We start from the raw sequence: 20,349 nt of genomic DNA, 5'->3' as shown, positions 1-20,349 counted from the left end.
CGCCCCAACGCGGACCACGGCGTCATGCACGAAATGCTCAGGCAGCAGCTTTCAGCGCAGCCTTCTGCGTTGCAAAAGCCCAATCCAGCCAATGCGTCAGCGCTTCCAGATCGGAAGTTTCCACCGTGGCACCGGCCCAGATGCGCAGACCCGAAGGTGCATCGCGATAGGCACCGATGTCATAGGCAACGCCCTCCTTGTCGAGCGCAGTGACGATGCCCTTGGCAAAAGCGGCCTGCTCGTCGGCAGACAAGGCAGTCACTTGCCTGTCGACAATCGTAAGGCAGACGGAAGTGTTCGAACGCGTTTCCGGCTTCACAGCCAGATTGGCAATCCACGGCGTCTTTGCGACAAAACCGTCGAGAACTGCAAAATTCGCATCGGCGCGCATAACCAGCGCATCGAGACCGCCAAGCGATTTCGCCCATTTCAGCGCATCGAGATAGTCTTCCACGCAGAGCATGGACGGCGTGTTGATGGTTTCACCGACGAAGATGCCTTCGATCAGCTTGCCGCCCTTGGTCATGCGGAAAATCTTCGGCAACGGCCAAGCAGGCTTGTAGCTTTCCAGACGCTCGACAGCACGTGGGCTGAGGATGAGGATGCCGTGTGCACCCTCGCCGCCCAGAACCTTCTGCCAGGAGAAGGTCACGACATCGAGTTTCGGAAAATCGAGGCGTTGCGCGAAAGCGGCAGATGTTGCATCGCAGAAGGTCAGGCCCTTGCGGTCAGCCGGAATGAAATCGCCATTCGGGACGCGCGCACCGGACGTGGTGCCGTTCCAGGTGAAAACGACATCGCGGTCGAAATCGACCTGCGAAAAATCGACAATCTCACCGTAAGGCGCTTCGAAGGTGCGAACATCTTCGAGCTTGAGCTGCTTCACCACATCCGTGACCCAGCCCGAGCCGAAGCTTTCCCACGCGACCATATCGACGCCACGCGCGCCGAGCATGGACCACAGCGCCATCTCGACAGCGCCGGTGTCGGAAGCCGGCACGATACCGATACGGTAATCGGCAGGCACCTGCAGCACTTCGCGGGTAAGGTCGATGGCTTCCTTGAGCTTGGTCTTGCCGATTTTCGCGCGGTGCGAACGGCCAAGCGCCGCATCGACCAGCGCATTCAGCGACCAGCCGGGACGTTTTGCACAGGGACCGGATGAAAAGTTAGGATTAGCCGGGCGAACTGCCGGCTTCGCAATCGTCGTCATGTTGTTTCTATCCTCTCAGATAGCACGCGTCTCGTTGGGGAGACGTGGCCCACTTACTGGGATAGCCGAAAGTGCATTTTTCCTCAATACGGCTTTCGGGGAATATTTTCATCAAACCCGCCCGGATTGCTCCAGGCGGGTAGAATTTCATTATCGCGTGACTGTTTGCGTCTCCGATGGCTCTTCTTCCATGCGCGCATAGTAGCTTGCGATCAGCGCACCGGAGATATTGTGCCAGACGCTGAAGACAGCGCTTGGCACAGCCGCCAGCGGCGAGAAATGCGCATTAGCGAGAGCCGCGCCAAGCCCACTGTTCTGCATGCCGACCTCGATGCTGATCGCCTTGCGCTTTGCCAAGGAAAGCCCGGCAAAACGCGCAGCGAAATAGCCAAGCAGCAGACCGCAGCCATTGTGCAGGAACACCACCGCGAAGATCAGCAGGCCGGACTCCGCTATGGCAGCCTTGTTGACCGCGACCACGGCAGCAACGATGAGCACGATACCGATAACCGACACAAGCGGCAGCATGGGGACTGCTGCCTTGACGAGGCCCGGAACCAGTTTCTGCAGGACGAAGCCAAGCGCCAGAGGCACTAGGATCACCTTCACGATGCTGTTGAACATGCTCATCGCATCAACGGGCAGATACTGGCTGGCGAAGAACCAGACCAGAAACGGCGTCACGAGTGGCGCCAGCAGTGTGGTGACACTTGTGCAGGCTACGCTCAGCGCCACGTCGCCCTTCGACAGATAGGTCATGACGTTGCTGGCCGTTCCGCCGGGGCAGCAACCGACCAGAATGACGCCCGCGGCCACTTCCGGCGACATCGGAATGATGCGCGTCAGCAAGACGGCGAGAAGCGGCATAATGATGAATTGAGCCAGCACGCCGATGGCGACCTCGAAAGGTCTTTTGGCGACTTCGGCAAAATCCTTGCCGGAAATGGTCAGGCCCATCCCGAACATGATGATGCCGAGCAGGACCACGATCCACGGCGCAAAAACGCTGAATGTAGATGGAAGTACAAAACCCAGAATGGCAAAAACAATAACCCAGACAGCGAATGTCCGGCCTACGAAATCTGAAAATGCTGCAATTGCTTTCATTACCCTCTCCTTTTCAGGAAATGCGTTCAACGCATTCTGTCACCTGTAAGGATTTGGGCCGCATATGAAAACGAAAAATTCGATATAGCTGAAATAATGAATTGCAAAGCGGGCCCGAAGGCCCGCCGCAATTATAGCAGGGCGCCAAGGTGCTAACGCATTACGCCCTGAAAATGCTCAATTTCCGCACGGGCTTAACCAAGTCTCGATGAGACTTGGTATTACCAGGTCGTAAAGCGCACACCAGCGCGCAACTGATGCGACTGAATATCCTTGTCGCTGAGCGTCAAGCCTGCTGCGCTTGCAATATCCGCACCTTCGATGACCCCATAACGATAGCCGATATCGAGCTTGATGTTGGATGCCACGTCGATGCCCACACCCGCCATCAGCGCCCAGGCGAGACGATAATCATCATCCGTCTTGTAGTCACCATAGGCCGTATTGATGGAATAGCGCACATTGGCGAAGCCGAGGCCCGCACCGAGATAAGGGGTGAAGCCGTAATAATTGCCGAGATCGACATAGGCGTTGGCCATCATGTCCCAGTTGCGAACATCGACGTCCAGATCCTCGAGGTTCTGCTTGGAATAGCCGAGCGTCACGTCGCCGCGCAGATTATCCGTGAACTGATAGCCGACACCGACAGACGCCACGACATTCTTGTCCAGATCATAGCTCTGAGATGCGCTCCACGAAGGCGCCTCGGTCTGAACCTTGACCTTGGAGGAGAGATTGTAGCCGATATCGCCACGCAGATACCAACCGGACCCGACCTCGACCGGCTGTTGCACCGGTGCGCCCGGCTCATAGCTGACCATATCGAGATCGGCGGCAAAAGACTGCGATGCGACGCATAATCCGGCCAGCACAGCAGCCGACGAACAGAAAGCACGCCATTGCATAGACATGATGAAATCCCCGCTTATGAATGTATCATCACATATGAATGAACATGGTTAAGATCACATAAATATAGGGATATGTTTACTATGATTCTAAACAAATAAGGCCCGGATGACCGGGCCTTATTTGTCTCGGAAATTACTTTTTTACTTGTAAACCGGACCGTCTACGATGGTCGAAACCTGCTGCGGGGCATAGGCTGTGCCTGCACCGCCGAACATGTAACGCAAGCCAACGCGCACATCATGCACATTCATGCCATTGTCGTGGCCGTCGCCGATCCACTGATTGCCCTCGAACATCTTGCCGCCATTGATGTGGCGGTAGCGATAGCCTGCATCGAGCTTGAGGTTCTGCGTGAGATCAACCGACGCACCAGCCATGAGTGCATAGGTAAAGCGCCAGTTGGCAGCGCCTTCCTGCGTACCGCCATAACGAACGTCGTCGAGATCGCCCCACTTCACGCGGGTGCCGCCAATACCGGCGCCGACATAGGGCGTAAAGCCAGCAAAATTGCCAAGATCGACATAGGCATTGGCCAGAATGGAGAGAGCGGAGAACCGGCCGCGCTCATCGGAAGCGCAGTTGATATCGCCGTTACAGGCCGAGCCGTAGGTATGACCATTGAACTTGGCGCGGGTCATGTAGTCGACCGTCAGATCGGTACGGAAATAATCCGTCACCTGATAGCCGACACCACCGCCCACAAGGAACGAACCCTTCAGATCGCCGTAAAGCGTGTTGCTGCCGAAGGTCGGCGAGCCGCCGCCGCAAGTCGCGCAATTATCAATGGTCGCGTAGTCGGCATCCTTGAACTTGGCCTTGGAGTAACCGATATCGCCGCGCAGATACCAGCCACCAACGGCAGGCGGAGCGACAACGACTTCCGGAACCTCCGGAACAGGCTCAATGATATCCGCCGCAAGAGCGACAGACGCCACAGCCATCAGGGCAACCGATGCCGCCACACCGGCAAAAAGAGTTTTCGTAAGACTTTTCATATGTCTGCCCCATCGAAGAATCGCGCCGCCGAAAGCGACGGTACGGATGTTTGAGGGGAGACTATTCGGCAAAAGTTAAATACAACTTAACCTTGTTTTTTTACCAAGTTCATTAACGCTTGCTAATTTACAGCAGGCGACCTGGCTGTCCCGACGGGCATCGCGAAAACCGCGCTCACTTTCAGGGTTCGCTCCAAACAAAAAGGCACGGGACAAAACCCGCGCCTTTGCTGAAATTGGTCGTGAAGTAATCAGGCGGCAGCGCTGCCTTCGGAGGAGATCACGTCGATGATGTCGTTGACGACCTTTTCCACCAGACCACGATCATCGCCTTCTGCCATGACACGAATAAGCGGCTCCGTGCCGGATGGGCGAATGACCAGACGGCCCTGAACGCCAAGACGCTCGGTTGCCTCGTCGATTGCGCTCTTCACGCGCTTGTTCTCCAGCGGCTTGCCGCCAGCGGTGCGCACATTTTTCAAAAGCTGCGGCACCGGATCGAACTTGCGGCAAACCTCGCTGATCGGCCTGCCCTGTTCCTGCGCAACCGCAAGAATCTGCAGCGCAGAGATCAGGCCGTCGCCCGTCGTCGCGAAATCGGACAGAACAATATGGCCGGACTGCTCGCCGCCGACATTGAAACCATGCTCGCGCATGTGCTCGACCACATAACGGTCACCCACCTTGGTGCGGGCCAGCGTCAGATGGCGGTCGGCAAGGAAGCGCTCAAGTCCAAGATTGGACATGACGGTTGCCACAATGCCACCGCCTTCGAGGCGGTCGGTTGCAGCCCAGCTTTCAGCAATGACAGCCATCAACTGATCGCCATCGATGACAGTGCCATTTTCATCGACCAGCAAGACACGATCCGCATCGCCATCGAGCGCAATGCCAACATCGGCGCGCACTTCGTGAACCTTCTTCATCAGGCCGATCGGATGCGTCGAACCGCAATCCTCGTTGATGTTGATGCCGTTCGGCTCGTTATTGATGGTGATGACTTCAGCACCCAACTCCCACAGAGCGGCAGGGGCTACCTTGTAGCCAGCGCCATTGGCGCAATCGACGACGACGCGCAGGCCGTTCAGGTCGATATTGCGCGGCAGCGTGCGCTTGGCAAATTCGATATAGCGGTAGATGTCGCCGTCAACGCGCTTGGCGCGGCCGACATCACCATGGCTGGCCAGATAAGAGGTCAGATCACCATCGATCATCGCCTCGATCTTGAGTTCGATCTCGTCGGAAAGCTTGTACCCATCTGGACCGAAAAGCTTGATGCCATTGTCATAGAATGGATTATGCGACGCGGAGATCATGACGCCGATATCGGCGCGCAACGAGCGGCAGAGCATAGCGACAGCAGGCGTCGGGATCGGGCCGAGCAGGAACACATCCATACCGGCAGCAGTGAAACCGGCCACCAGCGCGTTTTCCAGCATATAGCCCGAACGGCGTGTATCCTTGCCGATAACTACGCGCGAGGCCTGCCCCTTGCGGCGGAAGATATGACCGACCGCCATGCCAACTTTCATGGCAACTTCCGGTGTCATCGGAAAGCTGTTTGCCTGTCCGCGAATGCCATCGGTTCCAAAATATTTCCGTGTCATCTGTTTCGCCTTACGCTGAGCCATGAACCGCTCTCTATGCCTTCAAATATATGTCGCCCAAAATGATCGGCGAGCAATGGCCGCCGGTTGGCCGGACAGCAGATTTTCGCTGTTCTTAACGCAAAAACCCTCACAAATGCAATTTCGCCTTTGGCGGCAAGTTCGACCGTCCCACGTCCAAAGTCGTAATCTGACGCAATATGATGCGCCGAAATCCTTAACGAGCCTTTGCGGCAAGCCCCAACAAAGCCGGATAGCAAGAAAGCCGGGACCAAGCCCGGCTTCCTCTATTCAACTTCGAGCAGCTTACTGCGGCTGCGGCTCCATACCTGGTTCATTGCCAGGCTCGCTGCCCTTGCGCTTGCGCGGGCTTCCTGCCTTCGGCACGCCCGAACCGCGCGACGGCGTATCGTTGCCCTGTTCGCGAGATGGCTTGTTGCCCGCAATCAGTTCCTTGATCTCGTCGCCGGAGAGCGTTTCATATTCGAGCAGACCTTCGGCAAGCGCGATCCAATCCTTCTTCTTCTTGGTCAGGATGCGGGTCGCCTCGGCATAGGCCTCGTCGATCAGGCGGCGCACTTCGGCATCGATGATCTGCGCGGTTTCTTCCGAAATATTCTGCGTGCGGGACACCGAATGGCCAAGGAAGACCTCTTCCTGATTGTCGCCATAAGCCACACGACCAAGCTTGTCGGAATAGCCCCACTGCGTCACCATCGAACGGGCGAGCTTGGTGGCCTGCTGAATATCGGAGGAAGCACCGGAAGTGATGTTTTCCTTGCCGAATTTCAGCTCTTCAGCCACACGGCCGCCCATCATGATGGCAAGACGCGACACCATCCAGGTATAGGTCGCCGAATAACGGTCGCCTTCGGGAAGCTGCATCACCATGCCGAGCGCACGACCGCGCGGAATGATTGTCGCCTTGTGGACCGGATCAGCCTTCGGCACGTTGAGCGCAACGATAGCGTGGCCTGCCTCGTGATAGGCCGTATTGGCCTTTTCTTCCTGCGTCATGGCGGAGCGGCGTTCCGCGCCCATCATGATCTTGTCCTTGGCGTCTTCGAATTCCTGCATGGTCACAAGGCGCTTGTTGCGGCGTGCGGCCATAAGGGCAGCTTCGTTGACGAGGTTGGCGAGATCGGCACCGGAGAAGCCCGGCGTGCCGCGTGCGACAACCTTGAGATCGACATTGGGTGCAAGCGGCACATTGCGCACATGCACTTTGAGAATCTGTTCGCGACCGACGATATCCGGGTTCGGAACCACAACCTGACGGTCGAAACGGCCCGGACGCAGCAGTGCGGGGTCGAGAACGTCGGGACGGTTGGTCGCCGCAATCAGGATGATCGATTCGTTGGCCTCAAAGCCGTCCATCTCGACCAGAAGCTGGTTGAGCGTCTGTTCGCGTTCATCATTGCCGCCGCCGAGACCAGCACCGCGATGACGACCGACAGCATCGATTTCGTCGATGAAGATGATGCAAGGCGCATTCTTCTTGGCCTGTTCGAACATGTCGCGGACACGGCTCGCGCCAACACCGACGAACATTTCAACAAAGTCCGAACCGGATATGGTGAAGAACGGCACATTGGCTTCACCCGCAACAGAGCGCGCCAGAAGCGTCTTACCGGTACCGGGAGGGCCAACGAGCAGCACACCGCGCGGAATCTTGCCGCCCAGACGCTGGAACTTCTGCGGATCGCGCAGGAATTCGACGATTTCCTCAAGGTCCTGCTTGGCTTCGTCCACACCGGCAACGTCCTGGAAAGTAACGCGGCCATGCGCTTCCGTCAGCAGCTTGGCCTTCGACTTGCCGAAGCCCATAGCACCGCGCGAACCACCCTGCATCTGGCGCATGAAGAAAATCCACACGCCAAGGATCAGGATCATTGGCAGCCAAGACAGGAGAATGCCGATCAGCGAGCTGGAACCGTCGGTTTCAGGGCGCGCGGTGATCGCGACGTCCTTGCTTTCAAGGCGCGAAACAAGACCTGTATCGCCCGGCGAATAGGTCTGGAAGGTCGATCCATTGTCAGCAAAAGTACCGCTGATCCGCTGGCCGGTAATCGTGACCGATTTCACGCGACCGTTGGATACGTCGTCAATAAATTGCGAATAGGAAACTTCACGGGAATTGGAGCGCTGACCTGGGCTTTGGAACAGGTTGAACAGCGCGATCAAAAGAAGAGCAATGATCGCCCAAAGGGCGAAGTTGCGATAGTTCGGATTCATATCGGGTCCAATCGATACCACGGCCATTCCGCGGGCACGGAACGATGTTTCGGTCTAACATAGGATCGAAGGATGGCCTTGCCAAGGCGCGTTCGACCCCGCATCCTCGATTCTTCGCACTCTGGTTTACAAAAATTAGGACATTTCCGCGCAGATACGCCCGATGCGGGCTTCCACGGCCCTTGCAAGGTCGAAATCATGCCCCGGCAACACGTGATCGAAGATCGCAAAATGCCGTTCGATATGAATGTCTTGCAGAAAATTTTCGTCTGGCAGGAACGGCAGGGCGAAAAGCCTGCCATCTCTGTAAAGAGCTGGCGAAACCAGCAGGGCCTCACGTCTTCGAGATTCGATTTCGATATTCTGCGACTTCAGGAAGTCGGCAAGTTCCTGTCGTCCCGGTGCAGCGAGTTCGAAATCCATCTTGCCTTCGTTCAAGAAACGGAACCGGCCGTCCCAGATAATTGGCTTATCCCGCTCAAGACGGAGCTTCGGCAGATTACGTTTTTCACGAAGAAACCGATGCGGTGCACCGTTGTCGCCGCGCTCGATCAGGGCGCCGAATACGGTCAGGCGATGATTGTCATCATCTCCAGACAGAACCCGCTCAATGCGTGAGCGCTCGCTATCGCCCGGCAGGAAACGGCGTCCGCCAGCGATTGCTGCAAGCAATCCGGCGAAGAGCCGTCTCACATTGTCTGGAAGCACGGCGTAAAGCTGCGGATCGACGAGCAAAGCATCGGTCACATCAACGCGTAGGCTCGCCGGGTTGCCCAGCGCAGCAATCAAGGCCGCATTGTCCCGTTCGCGTGCCGCTCCAGCCTCGGCAATCTGGTCGAGTACAGTCTGCCTGTCTGCCTCCGCAGCTATACCCAGACGAATCCGCGGACGTTCATATTTGGTGTTGGCATTGCTGGGATCATCCACCCAGTTGATACCCCTGCCCTGCAAATCATCGCGCAAGGCCTGCCGGGAAACGGAAAGCAGAGGACGGTCAAGTTCGACCGAGCCTTCGAGCCCAAGACCGTCCAGCAACGAGCGCGACGACATGGCCGCAAGCCCGCGCGCCTCGGTGTGGGCGCTACGTTCCTTGCGCATCAGAAAGGTTTCAATCTGATCGTCCTGCGTATGGCCGGTGACGATGAAGGCGCCACCTGCGTCCCGCGCCGCCTGCACCAGCAGCCGATAGCGCGCCGTGCGCGCAGCAGCGGCGAGCCCGCTTGCCGGTTTGGCGTCGTCCCAGACGAGAATGCGGTGTTCAATCCCGTATTGTCGGCAAAGCAGGCCGACATTCTCGGCTTCGGCCTTCGATTCGGCACGCAACCGATGATCCACCGTCACGGCAATCAGCCGCGGTGGGTTCTTGAGCATGGCCATATAGTCCCGGAGGAGAAAAAGCAGGCCAAGAGAATCGCTGCCGCCCGAAACGGCGGCTATGACGGCCTTTGCCTTCTCAAATCCGAATGGCTCGAATAATCTGGAAATATTGCTTGGGCTAAGCCCCACGAAATAACTCCGCAATCAGCACTTTGCGCGGCTGCGCTCATCGGCAACGCGCTTCAAAATGGCAGGCGCTGCCTTGGGGTAACGTTCCGGAATCTGCGCGAAGGTCGCACAGGCAACATCGCGATTGTCCATTTTTTCAAGCGTCATGCCGAGCTTGAACATGTTTTCCGGCGCGCGCTTCGAATCGGGATAATCGCGCTGCGTATCGATGAATACCGTCGCCGCTTCCGGATAACGGCCCTGACCGTAAAGCGTTTCCCCCAGCCAGAAGCGTGCTTCCGCCGTGTTGGGGTCCGCCGGATAGCGCTTCACATGCTCGCGAAAACCGGTTTCCGCTGCCTTGTAGTCGCCCGACATCAGATATTGATAGGACGCCTGATAGAGCGAATTGGGGTTATCGTCGGTCGGAAGAGATGCGACCGTATCGCCTGCAGCCGTTCCGCCCGCTGTGTTACCTGGTGCCGCACCCGGTTGTGCCGTTCGTGGTGTGGCATCGAGCGTTTCGCCGATTACATTGCCACTGGCGTCGAACCGGATGGAACCCAGCGATTGCGGCGGCTCGCCACGTGCCGGTCCGCCCTGAGCGGGCGTATTCGAACCAATAGCCATGGAATCGGCGCCAGAAGACTGGCTGGCCGCAGCCTGCGAAGAAGCGTCATATCCGCCATTCTGTGGAGCGCTTCCGGAAACCCCGCCATCGAGGTTTCCGGTGTTGCCTAGACTGGTGTCTTGACTGGAACCGGCATCGGCGAGCGACGTGTCGCCGCCAGCCTGCTGGACATCCGTATCCGCGCGCTTGCCGGTTTCCAGAAACTGGAAGCGATTTTCGTTTGCTTCCTGCATCTTCTGCATCTGATCCTGCATTTCGAGGATCTGGAAATTCATGGCTTCTGCACGTGCACTCAATGCATCCGCGATCCCAGCGGGGTTGCCCATGCCCTGTGCACAGAGATCAGCCCCCGGCGATGCTGCGGCAGGAGCTGGCTGAGACGCACCGCTGGAAGCGGGCGAGGTCACGCCGTTCTTCTTTTCCAGTTCTTCAAACCGGAATTCATTGTCTTCCTGCGTCTTTTGCAACTGATTGTCGGTAAACGAAATCTGGGCGTCCACGTCCTCGACCTTGCCGGTCAGGTTGCGCACCAGTTCCTGTTGCAGACCAGGGCTTTGATAGCCGCCGCCCTGCCCGCCGCCGCTGCCATTATCACGCATGGCGTCATCGAGAATTGCCGTCGAACCGATGCTGACGCGATTCTGTCCGCCGCCACGCCCCTTCTCCAATGCCTGAAAACGCGCTTCGTTGTCGCGCTGGATTTTCAGCATCTTGTCGCGAAGCTGCAAGATGCGTGCATAGGACTGGGCGTTTTGATGCGCCAGATTGCAGACCTGCTGCGAAAACTGATCCCCGCCGGGAGCGCCAGCCTGCGCAAGCTGAATTCCCCCTTGCGAGGAAACAGATGCCGCCAGAACCGGAGCACTCACCAAAAGCGGCAGCATGGCAATTGCCAGCGTCACTTTCCTCATTGGTTTCCTCATTCCCTTTTGCCCCTGCTAATTCATCCATCCGATTCACCCATCCAATTCGGGGCGAACACGATGATCGAGTGCCGCGCCTGAACAGACGCTGAACATGATTGCCGCACGATCAGCTCCGCTTTTAGAGCATTTCCCGCAAAAGTGCGAAGCGGTTTTGCGTCGGGTAATGCGAAAAGCAAGGGCCTTTTGACGCCCACTATGACAAGTGTGACTTCGGCCAAAGTTTGTCGAAACGACCAATCAGGCGGTCAAAAATGAAAAAAGCGGCTCGAAAGCCGCTTTTCCGTAACACTGTGAGGTGCCCGCAGATTAGCTGCCTGCACCGTTGAGAACGGTGACAGCACGGCGGTTCTGCGACCAGCACGAGTCGGCGTCGCAAACTGCGACCGGACGTTCGTTACCGTAGGAGATGGTGCGCATACGGTTGGTCGGGACGCCACGCGAAGCGAGGAAGTCGCGGGTGGCAGCCGCACGGCGCTGGCCGAGAGCGAGGTTGTATTCACGCGTACCGCGTTCGTCGGCATGGCCTTCGACCGTGATCGAGTACTGCGGATAACGCTGCAGCCACTGGGCCTGCTTGGAAAGCGTCTGCTGTGCATCGGCGCGGATCAGCGAAGAATCGAGATCGAAGAAGATGCGGTCGCCGACATTGACCGTGAAGTCCTGCGAGGAACCCGGCGTTGCTGCGCCGCCTGCACCGAGACCCAGATCACCGGCATTGTTCGGAAGGTTCTTCTTGGACGCACAACCGGCAACGGCGAGCGACATGAAAAGGGCAATAGCGATCGGGCTACGTGCAATCGACTGGATACGGCGCATGGGCCGGAGCTCCTTAAGATTTGATGTTCCTGCGTAACCATCCAATAATCATATTGAGGTTAAGACAGGCTCAAGAAGTATGGTTAATATTTTCTTGCGGCCAAGTGCAACCGGCGATTTCCGGCAGCATTTCTGGTTCTAGCCCTTGGGGGCAAAATACGGCAGAAACACGGCTTCCTGGCAATGATTGTGGCAATTTAAGCATTTCCAACAAAAGTACGAAGCGGTTTTCCGTGAGGATAACGCGACAAAACAAAGAGATAGAGCGATTCCCCGTTTCCGGTTCAATCGGAACCGCTCTATCCAAGAAAAAGGCGCGAAACCGAAGCTTCGCGCCTTCAACTTTGGTAACTTTTCGCAAAAGCCTATTCGAGCAGCGGCGACCAGGCCGGATCGGACGCGAAGTTCGGCGTCTGAATCTGGCGTTCGTTGCGGCCGGTCAGATCGATGGTGAAGAGCTTCGGACCACCTGCACCCGCCGCCTTGCGGAAGAACATCAGAACGCGACCGTTCGGAGCCCAGGTCGGACCTTCATTGTGGAAGCCCGAGGTCAGCAGGCGTTCGCCCGAACCGTCTGTCTTCATCACACCGATGGAGAACTGGCCCTGCGACTGCTTGGTGAAGGCGATGAGATCGCCGCGCGGGGACCAGACCGGCGTGGAATAGCTGCCATCACCTGCCGAGATACGGCGTGGATTGGAGCCATCGGCACCCATGACATAGAGCTGCGGACGTCCGCCACGGTCGGATGAAAAGACAATCTGCGATCCGTCCGGTGAATAGGACGCGCTCGTATCGATCGCCTGGCTGTTGGTCAGGCGCGTGGTCGAACGATTGCGCAGGTCCATCGTGTAGATATTGGCGCTGCCGTCGTCCTGAAGCAGGCTCATCACGACCTTCTGGCCATCGGGCGAGAAGCGCGGAGCAATGGTCATGCCGGGGAAGTTGCCGACGAGTTCACGCTGTCCGGTTTCGAGCTGCAGCAGATACACCTTCGGAGAACCGCCTTCGAACGACATATAGGTGACTTCCTGACGGTTCGGCGAGAAACGCGGCGTCAGCGAAATCGCGCGACCATCGGAAATGTAACGCACATTGGCGCCGTCCTGATCCATGATGGCCAGACGCTTCACGCGCTTCTGTGCCGGGCCGGATTCATCGACGAAAACAACACGTGTATCGAAATAGCCCTTTTCACCGGTCAGGCGCTCATAGATCGCATCGGCGATGATGTGGGCGACGCGGCGCCAGTTGTCCGGCGTGGTGAAGAACTGCTGGCCAATCATCTGCTGGCCACCGAACGTGTCCCACAGGCGGAACTCAGCCTTGAGGCGGCCATCCGGCTGCTTGGTGATGCGGCCCGTGACGAGCGCCTGCGCATTGATGACCTTCCAGTCCTCGAAACGCGGAGCCGCGTCCGGATTGGAGATCTTCTCGATGAAGGCGCCCTTGTCGATAGGCGCGAAAAGACCCGACCGCTCAAGATCAGCCGCAATGACCGACGTGATATTCGGTCCGAGCTGGTCGGCCGAAAGGAAATCGGTGATGGCGATCGGCAGCGGCTCGATCACACCCTTGTTGATGTTGATTTCCACGACGGCGCGCGCCGGCATGGTGCAGACAAGGCTTGCGGCAATCATACACGCGAAAGCCGAAAAGACCGTCCGGATCTTTGTATTGATGATGCCGATTTTCATGTCTTCTGGGACCTCTTTGTCCTTGCAGTAAGTTGGTTGGCGACCGGTAGCCCGGTCAGAACATTTCGCTCGGGTCGAAGTTGACGATCACTTCCGACCATGAATCATATTTGTCGACTGGCAGATTGTACGGCGCGCAGCGTGCGACAGCGCGCTTGGCGCTCTCGGCTGCTGCACGACCAACACCATCACCGCCGCCGCCAGATGTTACTTCAGGAACGCCCTGAATGGAGCCATCTTGGTTCAGCTTCATCTTGACGGTCACGACCAGTCCGGGCGCGTCAGCCACACCGGCAGGCACGTTCCAGCATTTGGAAATCGCGCCGCGCAACGCATCCATTTCACTCTGGCTGAGCTTGGAGCCGCCAGTATTCTTCTTGCCGCCCAGCGATGCCTGATCGGTGGAACGCTTGGCGCCGCCACCTGCCGCCTTCTGCTTGTTCAGAAGGGCTGCAACCTCATCTGCAATCGCGTCTTTCTTCGATTGCGATGTTTGCGAAGCACTCTGCGTCGGCTTCTTCTCTTCCGTCGGCTTGCGATCCGGCGTCTTCGCGGTCTGAGCCTGTGGCGGCTTCGGCTTGGCTTCCGGCGCGGGAACCTTGTCTGGCAGCTTCGGCGTCTGGGCGTCGGGCGATTCAGCCTGCTTTTCGATGGCTTCCGCCACCGGATCAGGCTTCACTTCCTGCTTTTCTGCCGGCTTGGTCTGGACTTCCGTCGCAGGAACCGGCGTCGGCTTCGTCTCCGGCTTCTGTTCCGGTTTCGGATCAGGCTTCGGTTCCGGCTTCTTCACCGGTTCCGGTTGCGCTTTCGGTTCTTCCGCTGCCTCGATTGGCTTCGCCTTTGCGTCAGGCTTCGGCGGCGTCTGGGTATCAATTTCCTGATCGCCAAAATTCTCGGCGTTTGGGACAGTCTGCGGTTTGGTTGTCGGCACGGGAGCCGACTTTTCCTTCATGGGCGCGGTCTTTTCGCCCTGCTGGATTTGCGTCATCGACTCGATCGGTACGATATCGACCGGAAATGATTCCGAATCCTGCACGTCGAAAGCCTTCGGCGAGGAAAACGAAACCACTGCCAGCGCGACCGCAACGGCATGCAAGGCAACAGAAGATGTCAGGCCAGCCTTCATGATGGCGTCAGCTATCCTGCTCCTGGAGGGTCACAAGGCCGATGTTCTTGAAACCGGCGGCGGAAATGCGGGCCATGACTTTCATGACGGTGCCGTAATCGGCAGCCTTGTCACCACGCACGAAAATGCGCTCTTCATAGCCTGTCTTGGCGATGGCCTGGAGTTTCGGCACCACTTCTTCGATCGGAATTTCAGTTTCCTGCAAGAATATCTTGCCTTCGCTATTGACCGAAACGGTGATCGGCTGCGTGTCGGCGTTCATGGCCTTGGCCTGGGTGTCGGGCAGATCAATTGGCACGCCAACAGTCAGCAATGGTGCGGAGACCATGAAGATGATGAGGAGAACAAGCATAACGTCGACGAACGGCGTGACGTTGATTTCGCTCATCAATGCCTTCTTGCGACCACGCCTGCGGCGCCCGCCCGACTGCATTCCCTGATTTCCTACCGACATGCCCATTGCAAGATTCCCGAAGGCTGAAATTACACTCGATGCTTGAAGCCGCTTAGTTACGCGGCGTCAGCTTCTCATCAATTTGGCGCGACAGTATGGCGGAAAATTCATCCGCAAAGCCTTCCAGCCGTCCGCCGATCTTGCCCGCGTCTGCCGACAGCTTGTTATAGGCAATAACGGCAGGAATAGCGGCGAGAAGACCGATTGCCGTTGCCAGAAGCGCTTCGGCGATACCCGGTGCCACGACGGCAAGACTGGTGTTCTTGGAAGCGGCGATTGCCTGGAACGAGGTCATGATACCGACAACCGTACCGAACAGGCCGATGAAGGGGGCCGCCGAACCGATGGTCGCCAGAAAGCCCAGACGCGAGTCGAGCTTTTCACTTTCACGCGCCAGTGCCACATCCATAGCCTTGTCGATACGCATCTGGAGGCCGATGGGCGAGCGGGCGCCCTTCTCGAATGATTTCTTCCATTCACGCATCGCAGCCATGAAGATGGACGCCATGCCCGTAGTGCGGCGTTCACCGAGATTGCGATAGAGTTCCTCCAGCGACTGGCCGGACCAGAACGTCTGCTCGAAGCGATCAATCGCACGCCGCGCCCGTCCGTAAGCAATCGTCTTGTCCACGATGATAGCCCAGGTCCAGATCGAGGCGAACAGCAGGCCAAGCATAACCAGCTTGACGACCCAGTTCGCCTGCATGAACAGGCCCCAGAGGGTAACATCGGCGGCGGGGGCCGCTAACGCAACATTTTCCATCGATCTACCGTCCTCGAATCCAAACGCCCGGCCACATGACCGGGCGGTATCGCAAATCCGTTACTCAACGTCTGAAAACAGACGCTCCAAACCTGCGCAGCTTTTCATTTGAAGCCGTACCTGCCCGACGAGCGGTCGACACTTCGTTCCGCAATCGCCATTCCCGGATTTCAACTTTAAATCCATCACGCGCTTGTTACGGTTAATTTTGGTGAAAGGAAGGCGCTGCGCTTCATGCCTGCCTCTCCACCGATTCCGTCAGGGTGATTAATGGAATATTATGGTTAAAGATGCGTTAGCATTCGCCCAATTAGGCATATTTGCCGGTAGCGCATCGATTTTCGCATAGAGCATTCCAGCGGAGGCAGTCTGTGGAACCGTACCGGGACTCAGTCCTTGCGGCTGCTGGTAAAGGCTTCCCGCCACTCGTCGGGAATGCGGCGCGGATGGCCTTCTTTGGTTATCATCACGGCCTCTACCTTCGCCTCCGAAAGCAGACGCTCACCGCAGGTAATCTTCTGCGCCATGATAACCCGCGCACCACGAATTTCGCTGACGCGGGTTTCAATCAGAATAAGGTCGTCCATCTTCGCGGGCGATTTGTAATCGATCTCCATGCGGCGAACGACCCAGACCATTTCTTCCCCGAGCGCGCCTTCGGCCAATTCGATATGATGAACGTCCTGCAGGCGCAGGAAATCGGTGCGTCCGCGTTCATAGAATTCCAGATAGCGACCGTGATAGACGAAGCCGGAAAAATCCGTATCGGCATAATAAATGCGCGCATAGAGCAGATGTGCGCCGTCTTTCAGTTCGCCTGATACGGCAGCCTGCGCCAATTGTTCCTGTCGTTCCGTCATTCGTCTTCCATGAAGAGACCGTATTGCGACTGCTGGATGATTTCAGCAGGCGCAGGCAATCCGAGATGCTGCCATGCGATGGCCGTCAAAACGCGACCGCGTGGCGTGCGCTGCAGGAAACCCTGCTGGATCAGATAGGGTTCGATAATGTCTTCAATTGCGTCACGCGGCTCTGACAGACCGGCAGCGATGGTTTCGATACCGACCGGACCACCGCCGAAATTACGCGCAATGATATTGAGATAGCGCCGGTCGAGCTGATCCAGCCCACGATTGTCCACCTCAAGCCGCGACAGAGCTTCATCGGCGATCTTGCGATCGATGACATCCGCGCCTGCGACCAGCGCGAAGTCACGCACGCGGCGCAACAACCGCCCGGCAATACGCGGAGTGCCGCGCGAACGGCGGGCGACTTCCAGCGCACCATCCGGCGAAATGCCCATCTGCATGATGCGCGCGCCACGCCGCACGATATATTCCAGCTCCTCGACCGTATAGAAATTGAGCCGTGTCGGAATGCCGAAACGGTCCCGCAACGGCGTGGTCAAAAGCCCGAGACGGGTCGTTGCCGCAACGAGCGTGAACTTGGCAAGATCGATCTTCACCGAACGAGCGGCAGGCCCTTCGCCGATGATGAGATCGAGCTGGAAATCCTCCATGGCCGGATAGAGAATTTCTTCCACAGCCGGGCTCAGGCGGTGAATTTCATCGATGAACAGAACGTCGCGCTCTTCCAGATTGGTCAGGAGAGCCGCAAGATCGCCCGCCTTGGCAATGACCGGGCCGGATGTGGAGCGGAAATTGACGCCCAGTTCCTTGGCCATGATCTGCGCCAGCGTTGTCTTGCCGAGACCTGGAGGGCCAACGAACAGGACGTGATCAAGCGCCTCGCCCCGCACTTTGGCGGCCTCGATAAAGACTTTCAGATTGGCGCGCGCCGCCGCTTGGCCGACAAAATCGTCAAGCGTCTGCGGACGCAGCGTATTGTCTTCGTCTACGCGTCTATCGGCATCGATGAGAGGGTTGCGGTCGCTCATGCCTTCCTCCTCGCATGAACATATCGCTCAGGCAAGTAAATCAGAGCCTGAATCAAAAAGCGGCAGGCCGTGGCGAAAATGGTGATTTTCGAGTCCCGGAGCGCAATGTACTTAACGTACATGAGCACCGGAACGCAGAAAAACGCCATTTGCAGACCGGCATGGCGACTTTTGGAACAGGCTCTCACCGCGACAATTCCTTCAAACCCAGGCGGATGAGCTTGGCCGAATCGGCATTCTCCCCCGCTTCCTTCAAGGCCGCGGCGACGGCATTGGCGGCCTGATCACGCGAATAGCCGAGGTTGGAAAGCGCCGACACCGCATCGGCAACCGGCGCCGGAGCAGCGCCCGCGCCAAGTTCCTGCTTGAGCCCGATCGTGCCGCTCGCATCACCGGCGAAGGCAGGCGCCTTGTTCTTGAGTTCGGTCACGATGCGCTCAGCAACCTTCTTGCCGACACCCGGCGCGCGCGAAACCATGGCGATGTCGCGCAATGCAATAGCATTGGCGAGTTCTGATGGAGACAAAGTGCCAAGCACGGCCAGAGCCACTTTCGCGCCAACGCCCTGCACATTCTGCAACAGGCGGAACCATTCGCGCTCAAGCTGATTGGCAAAACCATAAAGGCGGATCATGTCCTCGCGAACATAGGTTTCGATAAACAGGATGGCCGCCTCACCCGCACCACCAAGATTGCCGAGCGTCCGTGCCGAACAAAACGCAACATAGCCAACACCATGCACGTCGATGACGGCATGATCCTCGGCAATTTCATCGATCACACCCTTGAGCTTACCGATCATGGCCACCTACGCGATAAGTTGTTGCAACCGGCGCGCACTTGCGATGCTTTGCCGGTGATGCGCATGACAAATGGCAATGGCCAAAGCATCGGCGGCATCGCTCGTATCGAACGATGCGCGCGGCATCAGCACTTTCACCATCATATGGATTTGCTGTTTTTCACCGTGTCCAACGCCGATTACAGCCTTCTTCACGGCATTCGGCGCATATTCGGCAACGGACAGTCCAGCCTGCGCGGGCGCCAACAAGGCAATGCCGCGCGCCTGACCAAGCTTGAGCGTCGCCGTTGCATCCTTGTTGACGAAGGTGTGTTCAACCGCCGCCTCATGCGGCATATATTCATGCAGGACTTTGGAAAGACCTTCATGCAACTGGCAGAGGCGCGATGCGAGATCCATCTCGGCATTCGAGGTCACAGTCCCCGAACCGATGAAATGCAGTGAATTGCCCAACGATTCGACGATGCCCCAGCCGGTACGGCGCAGGCCCGGATCGATACCAATGATGCGAATCGTTTCTTTCATAAGCGAACCCTATCCTCAGACGGATTCACTTGACAGCAGAAAAGTGAACAAAAGAGAAACATGCGCCATGAAGGGCGCATATGATCAGTTGTTATGAAGCGCCGAAAGCGGTCTTGAGCAAAACGATCTGTTCGGAAACCGGGTTGCCACGCGGAACGCCCTGCAGCGAAACCACTTCACCGTAAACTTCGCGATCCATGCGGCGCACACGCGCCTGAAGGCGCATGGAACGTTCAACCAGTTCCATGAATGCGGCAGGCAGTTCAGACCAGCCCTGCGCAATTTCGCCCGCCGACGGTGTATCAAGACGCACCTTGGCCTTTTCGGCGGAAACCTGCTGGCGGGTCATCTCACCGCTGCGCGCTGCGCGCTGGAGCAACAGCCAGGAAGCAATCTGCATCAGGCGCGTCGTCAGGCGCATCGATTCGGCGGCATAGAGCGTCGCAGCCACGCGCGAAAGATTGCGCGCATCCTCACGGCCTTCGCCGTCGAGATAGCTCGCAGCTTCCTCGACCATGTCCATGCCTTCGGCGTAGATCGGCTTGAACGAATCCGAGAAGACCATGCGCTCCGCGAGGCTGATCATATTGCTCGGCATCTGACCCTGTTCGCTAATCACTGCTCTGCCACCTTGCATGACCGCCTGTATCGGCGGCCCATTCCGTTGCCGTATTCGTCCGGTGGGATATGCCAGACGGATACGAATGAAACCATTGAACCGCTGTTCGACCATGGGGGAGGCTGAGACGGAACAGCTACGCTAAACAAGTCCACGATAAACTGCACCTTCATGCACCGTCGCGCAAGTTTATGTTTAACATTCGGTTAACATTTTCAGAGGCTTTTGATGAAAGCTTGCAAATAGAACGGATTGGGCAGTCATTCCGTTCCGCGCACCTGCATATGGAAATCGATATTTCCACAACGTGCAGCAAAAAGCGCATAAAAAAAGAGCCGCGATGGCGGCTCTCAGGAGTTTAACAGGGAGGCGTCAAACAGAGTGGCTAAACCACCCGGTAAGAATCCAGCCGAACTGGATGTAAACCATTTAACATTCTTAAGATTAATGAATGGTTAATTTCTGCGCAGCACTGTGGATAATCTCGCGCAAACAGGCGCTTTTCTCTCAAGGAAGAGCCGCCCTGAATGGGCGGCTGA

General features: G+C 57.4%; 18 protein-coding genes and 1 pseudogene. All 19 read right to left on the bottom strand.

Features of this window, described 5'->3' with window-relative positions:
* Positions 1–37: 37 nt before the first annotated feature.
* The gene (locus F9K94_RS19850) at positions 38–1,213 is read right to left on the bottom strand and encodes a phosphoserine transaminase (protein WP_151647911.1); all 1,176 of its coding nucleotides are present in this window, start codon (positions 1,211–1,213) and stop codon (positions 38–40) included.
* A gap of 150 nt (positions 1,214–1,363) precedes the next feature.
* Positions 1,364–2,320 carry a bile acid:sodium symporter family protein gene (locus tag F9K94_RS19845; RefSeq protein ID WP_151647909.1) on the bottom strand — a complete coding sequence of 319 codons (957 nt, stop codon included), beginning with the start codon at positions 2,318–2,320 and terminating at the stop codon, positions 1,364–1,366.
* Between the two features lie 221 nt (positions 2,321–2,541).
* Complete coding sequence (locus F9K94_RS19840) at positions 2,542–3,231, bottom strand: outer membrane protein (protein ID WP_061348041.1); 690 nt, start codon at positions 3,229–3,231, stop codon at positions 2,542–2,544.
* 141 nt (positions 3,232–3,372) lie between these two features.
* On the bottom strand, positions 3,373–4,227 hold the full coding sequence (locus F9K94_RS19835) for an outer membrane protein (protein ID WP_151647907.1): 855 nt from the start codon (positions 4,225–4,227) through the stop codon (positions 3,373–3,375).
* 251 nt (positions 4,228–4,478) lie between these two features.
* Complete coding sequence (gene glmM, locus F9K94_RS19830; RefSeq protein ID WP_151556130.1) at positions 4,479–5,834, bottom strand: phosphoglucosamine mutase; 1,356 nt, start codon at positions 5,832–5,834, stop codon at positions 4,479–4,481.
* A gap of 306 nt (positions 5,835–6,140) precedes the next feature.
* The gene (ftsH, locus tag F9K94_RS19825; RefSeq protein ID WP_151647986.1) at positions 6,141–8,069 is read right to left on the bottom strand and encodes an ATP-dependent zinc metalloprotease FtsH; all 1,929 of its coding nucleotides are present in this window, start codon (positions 8,067–8,069) and stop codon (positions 6,141–6,143) included.
* Between the two features lie 135 nt (positions 8,070–8,204).
* Positions 8,205–9,575, bottom strand: coding sequence for a tRNA lysidine(34) synthetase TilS (gene tilS, locus F9K94_RS19820; protein WP_151647905.1), 1,371 nt, complete (start codon positions 9,573–9,575; stop codon positions 8,205–8,207).
* 15 nt (positions 9,576–9,590) lie between these two features.
* Positions 9,591–11,108 carry a tol-pal system protein YbgF gene (gene ybgF / locus F9K94_RS19815; protein WP_151647903.1) on the bottom strand — a complete coding sequence of 506 codons (1,518 nt, stop codon included), beginning with the start codon at positions 11,106–11,108 and terminating at the stop codon, positions 9,591–9,593.
* Between the two features lie 309 nt (positions 11,109–11,417).
* A complete protein-coding gene (gene pal / locus F9K94_RS19810) occupies positions 11,418–11,927 on the bottom strand; it encodes a peptidoglycan-associated lipoprotein Pal (protein WP_061348035.1) in 510 nt (169 codons plus the stop codon).
* 365 nt (positions 11,928–12,292) lie between these two features.
* Positions 12,293–13,624 carry a Tol-Pal system beta propeller repeat protein TolB gene (tolB, locus tag F9K94_RS19800; protein WP_010661373.1) on the bottom strand — a complete coding sequence of 444 codons (1,332 nt, stop codon included), beginning with the start codon at positions 13,622–13,624 and terminating at the stop codon, positions 12,293–12,295.
* Between the two features lie 55 nt (positions 13,625–13,679).
* A complete protein-coding gene (locus F9K94_RS19795; protein ID WP_151647899.1) occupies positions 13,680–14,750 on the bottom strand; it encodes a hypothetical protein in 1,071 nt (356 codons plus the stop codon).
* A gap of 7 nt (positions 14,751–14,757) precedes the next feature.
* Complete coding sequence (tolR, locus tag F9K94_RS19790) at positions 14,758–15,210, bottom strand: protein TolR (protein ID WP_109989135.1); 453 nt, start codon at positions 15,208–15,210, stop codon at positions 14,758–14,760.
* Between the two features lie 46 nt (positions 15,211–15,256).
* Positions 15,257–15,967 (bottom strand): protein TolQ, encoded by a 711-nt coding sequence (gene tolQ, locus F9K94_RS19785; RefSeq protein ID WP_010661376.1) that lies wholly within the window; start codon positions 15,965–15,967, stop codon positions 15,257–15,259.
* A 389-nt stretch (positions 15,968–16,356) separates the two neighbouring features.
* The gene (locus F9K94_RS19780) at positions 16,357–16,827 is read right to left on the bottom strand and encodes a YbgC/FadM family acyl-CoA thioesterase (protein WP_061348033.1); all 471 of its coding nucleotides are present in this window, start codon (positions 16,825–16,827) and stop codon (positions 16,357–16,359) included.
* Positions 16,824–17,864 (bottom strand): Holliday junction branch migration DNA helicase RuvB, encoded by a 1,041-nt coding sequence (gene ruvB / locus F9K94_RS19775; RefSeq protein ID WP_010661378.1) that lies wholly within the window; start codon positions 17,862–17,864, stop codon positions 16,824–16,826. The genes F9K94_RS19780 and ruvB overlap by 4 nt, the downstream gene beginning before the upstream one ends.
* A 41-nt stretch (positions 17,865–17,905) precedes the next feature.
* A pseudogene (locus F9K94_RS19770) lies at positions 17,906–18,013 on the bottom strand (flagellar basal body P-ring protein FlgI); the annotation flags it as partial.
* 35 nt (positions 18,014–18,048) lie between these two features.
* The gene (ruvA, locus tag F9K94_RS19765) at positions 18,049–18,666 is read right to left on the bottom strand and encodes a Holliday junction branch migration protein RuvA (protein WP_010661379.1); all 618 of its coding nucleotides are present in this window, start codon (positions 18,664–18,666) and stop codon (positions 18,049–18,051) included.
* 6 nt (positions 18,667–18,672) lie between these two features.
* Complete coding sequence (gene ruvC / locus F9K94_RS19760) at positions 18,673–19,191, bottom strand: crossover junction endodeoxyribonuclease RuvC (RefSeq protein ID WP_151647896.1); 519 nt, start codon at positions 19,189–19,191, stop codon at positions 18,673–18,675.
* 91 nt (positions 19,192–19,282) lie between these two features.
* Entirely contained in the window at positions 19,283–19,789 is a 507-nt protein-coding gene (rcdA, locus tag F9K94_RS19755) for a protease adaptor protein RcdA (RefSeq protein WP_061348087.1), read from the bottom strand.
* Positions 19,790–20,349: the final 560 nt, after the last annotated feature.

The organism is Brucella tritici (assembly GCF_008932285.1).
GTDB lineage: Bacteria > Pseudomonadota > Alphaproteobacteria > Rhizobiales > Rhizobiaceae > Brucella > Brucella tritici.
This window is presented reverse-complemented; position numbering and strand designations above follow the sequence as displayed.

Bases quoted from the DNA above. Each gene is read 5' to 3' on its own strand.
- F9K94_RS19850 (WP_151647911.1), bottom strand. From the start codon at position 1,213: ATGACGACGATTGCGAAGCCGGCAGTTCGCCCGGCTAATCCTAACTTT.
- F9K94_RS19845 (WP_151647909.1), bottom strand. From the start codon at position 2,320: ATGAAAGCAATTGCAGCATTTTCAGATTTCGTAGGCCGGACATTCGCT.
- F9K94_RS19840 (WP_061348041.1), bottom strand. From the start codon at position 3,231: ATGTCTATGCAATGGCGTGCTTTCTGTTCGTCGGCTGCTGTGCTGGCC.
- F9K94_RS19835 (WP_151647907.1), bottom strand. From the start codon at position 4,227: ATGAAAAGTCTTACGAAAACTCTTTTTGCCGGTGTGGCGGCATCGGTT.
- glmM (WP_151556130.1), bottom strand. From the start codon at position 5,834: ATGACACGGAAATATTTTGGAACCGATGGCATTCGCGGACAGGCAAAC.
- ftsH (WP_151647986.1), bottom strand. From the start codon at position 8,069: ATGAATCCGAACTATCGCAACTTCGCCCTTTGGGCGATCATTGCTCTT.
- ybgF (WP_151647903.1), bottom strand. From the start codon at position 11,108: ATGAGGAAACCAATGAGGAAAGTGACGCTGGCAATTGCCATGCTGCCG.
- pal (WP_061348035.1), bottom strand. From the start codon at position 11,927: ATGCGCCGTATCCAGTCGATTGCACGTAGCCCGATCGCTATTGCCCTT.
- tolB (WP_010661373.1), bottom strand. From the start codon at position 13,624: ATGAAAATCGGCATCATCAATACAAAGATCCGGACGGTCTTTTCGGCT.
- F9K94_RS19795 (WP_151647899.1), bottom strand. From the start codon at position 14,750: ATGAAGGCTGGCCTGACATCTTCTGTTGCCTTGCATGCCGTTGCGGTC.
- tolR (WP_109989135.1), bottom strand. From the start codon at position 15,210: ATGGGCATGTCGGTAGGAAATCAGGGAATGCAGTCGGGCGGGCGCCGC.
- tolQ (WP_010661376.1), bottom strand. From the start codon at position 15,967: ATGGAAAATGTTGCGTTAGCGGCCCCCGCCGCCGATGTTACCCTCTGG.
- F9K94_RS19780 (WP_061348033.1), bottom strand. From the start codon at position 16,827: ATGACGGAACGACAGGAACAATTGGCGCAGGCTGCCGTATCAGGCGAA.
- ruvB (WP_010661378.1), bottom strand. From the start codon at position 17,864: ATGAGCGACCGCAACCCTCTCATCGATGCCGATAGACGCGTAGACGAA.
- ruvA (WP_010661379.1), bottom strand. From the start codon at position 18,666: ATGATCGGTAAGCTCAAGGGTGTGATCGATGAAATTGCCGAGGATCAT.
- ruvC (WP_151647896.1), bottom strand. From the start codon at position 19,191: ATGAAAGAAACGATTCGCATCATTGGTATCGATCCGGGCCTGCGCCGT.
- rcdA (WP_061348087.1), bottom strand. From the start codon at position 19,789: ATGCCGAGCAATATGATCAGCCTCGCGGAGCGCATGGTCTTCTCGGAT.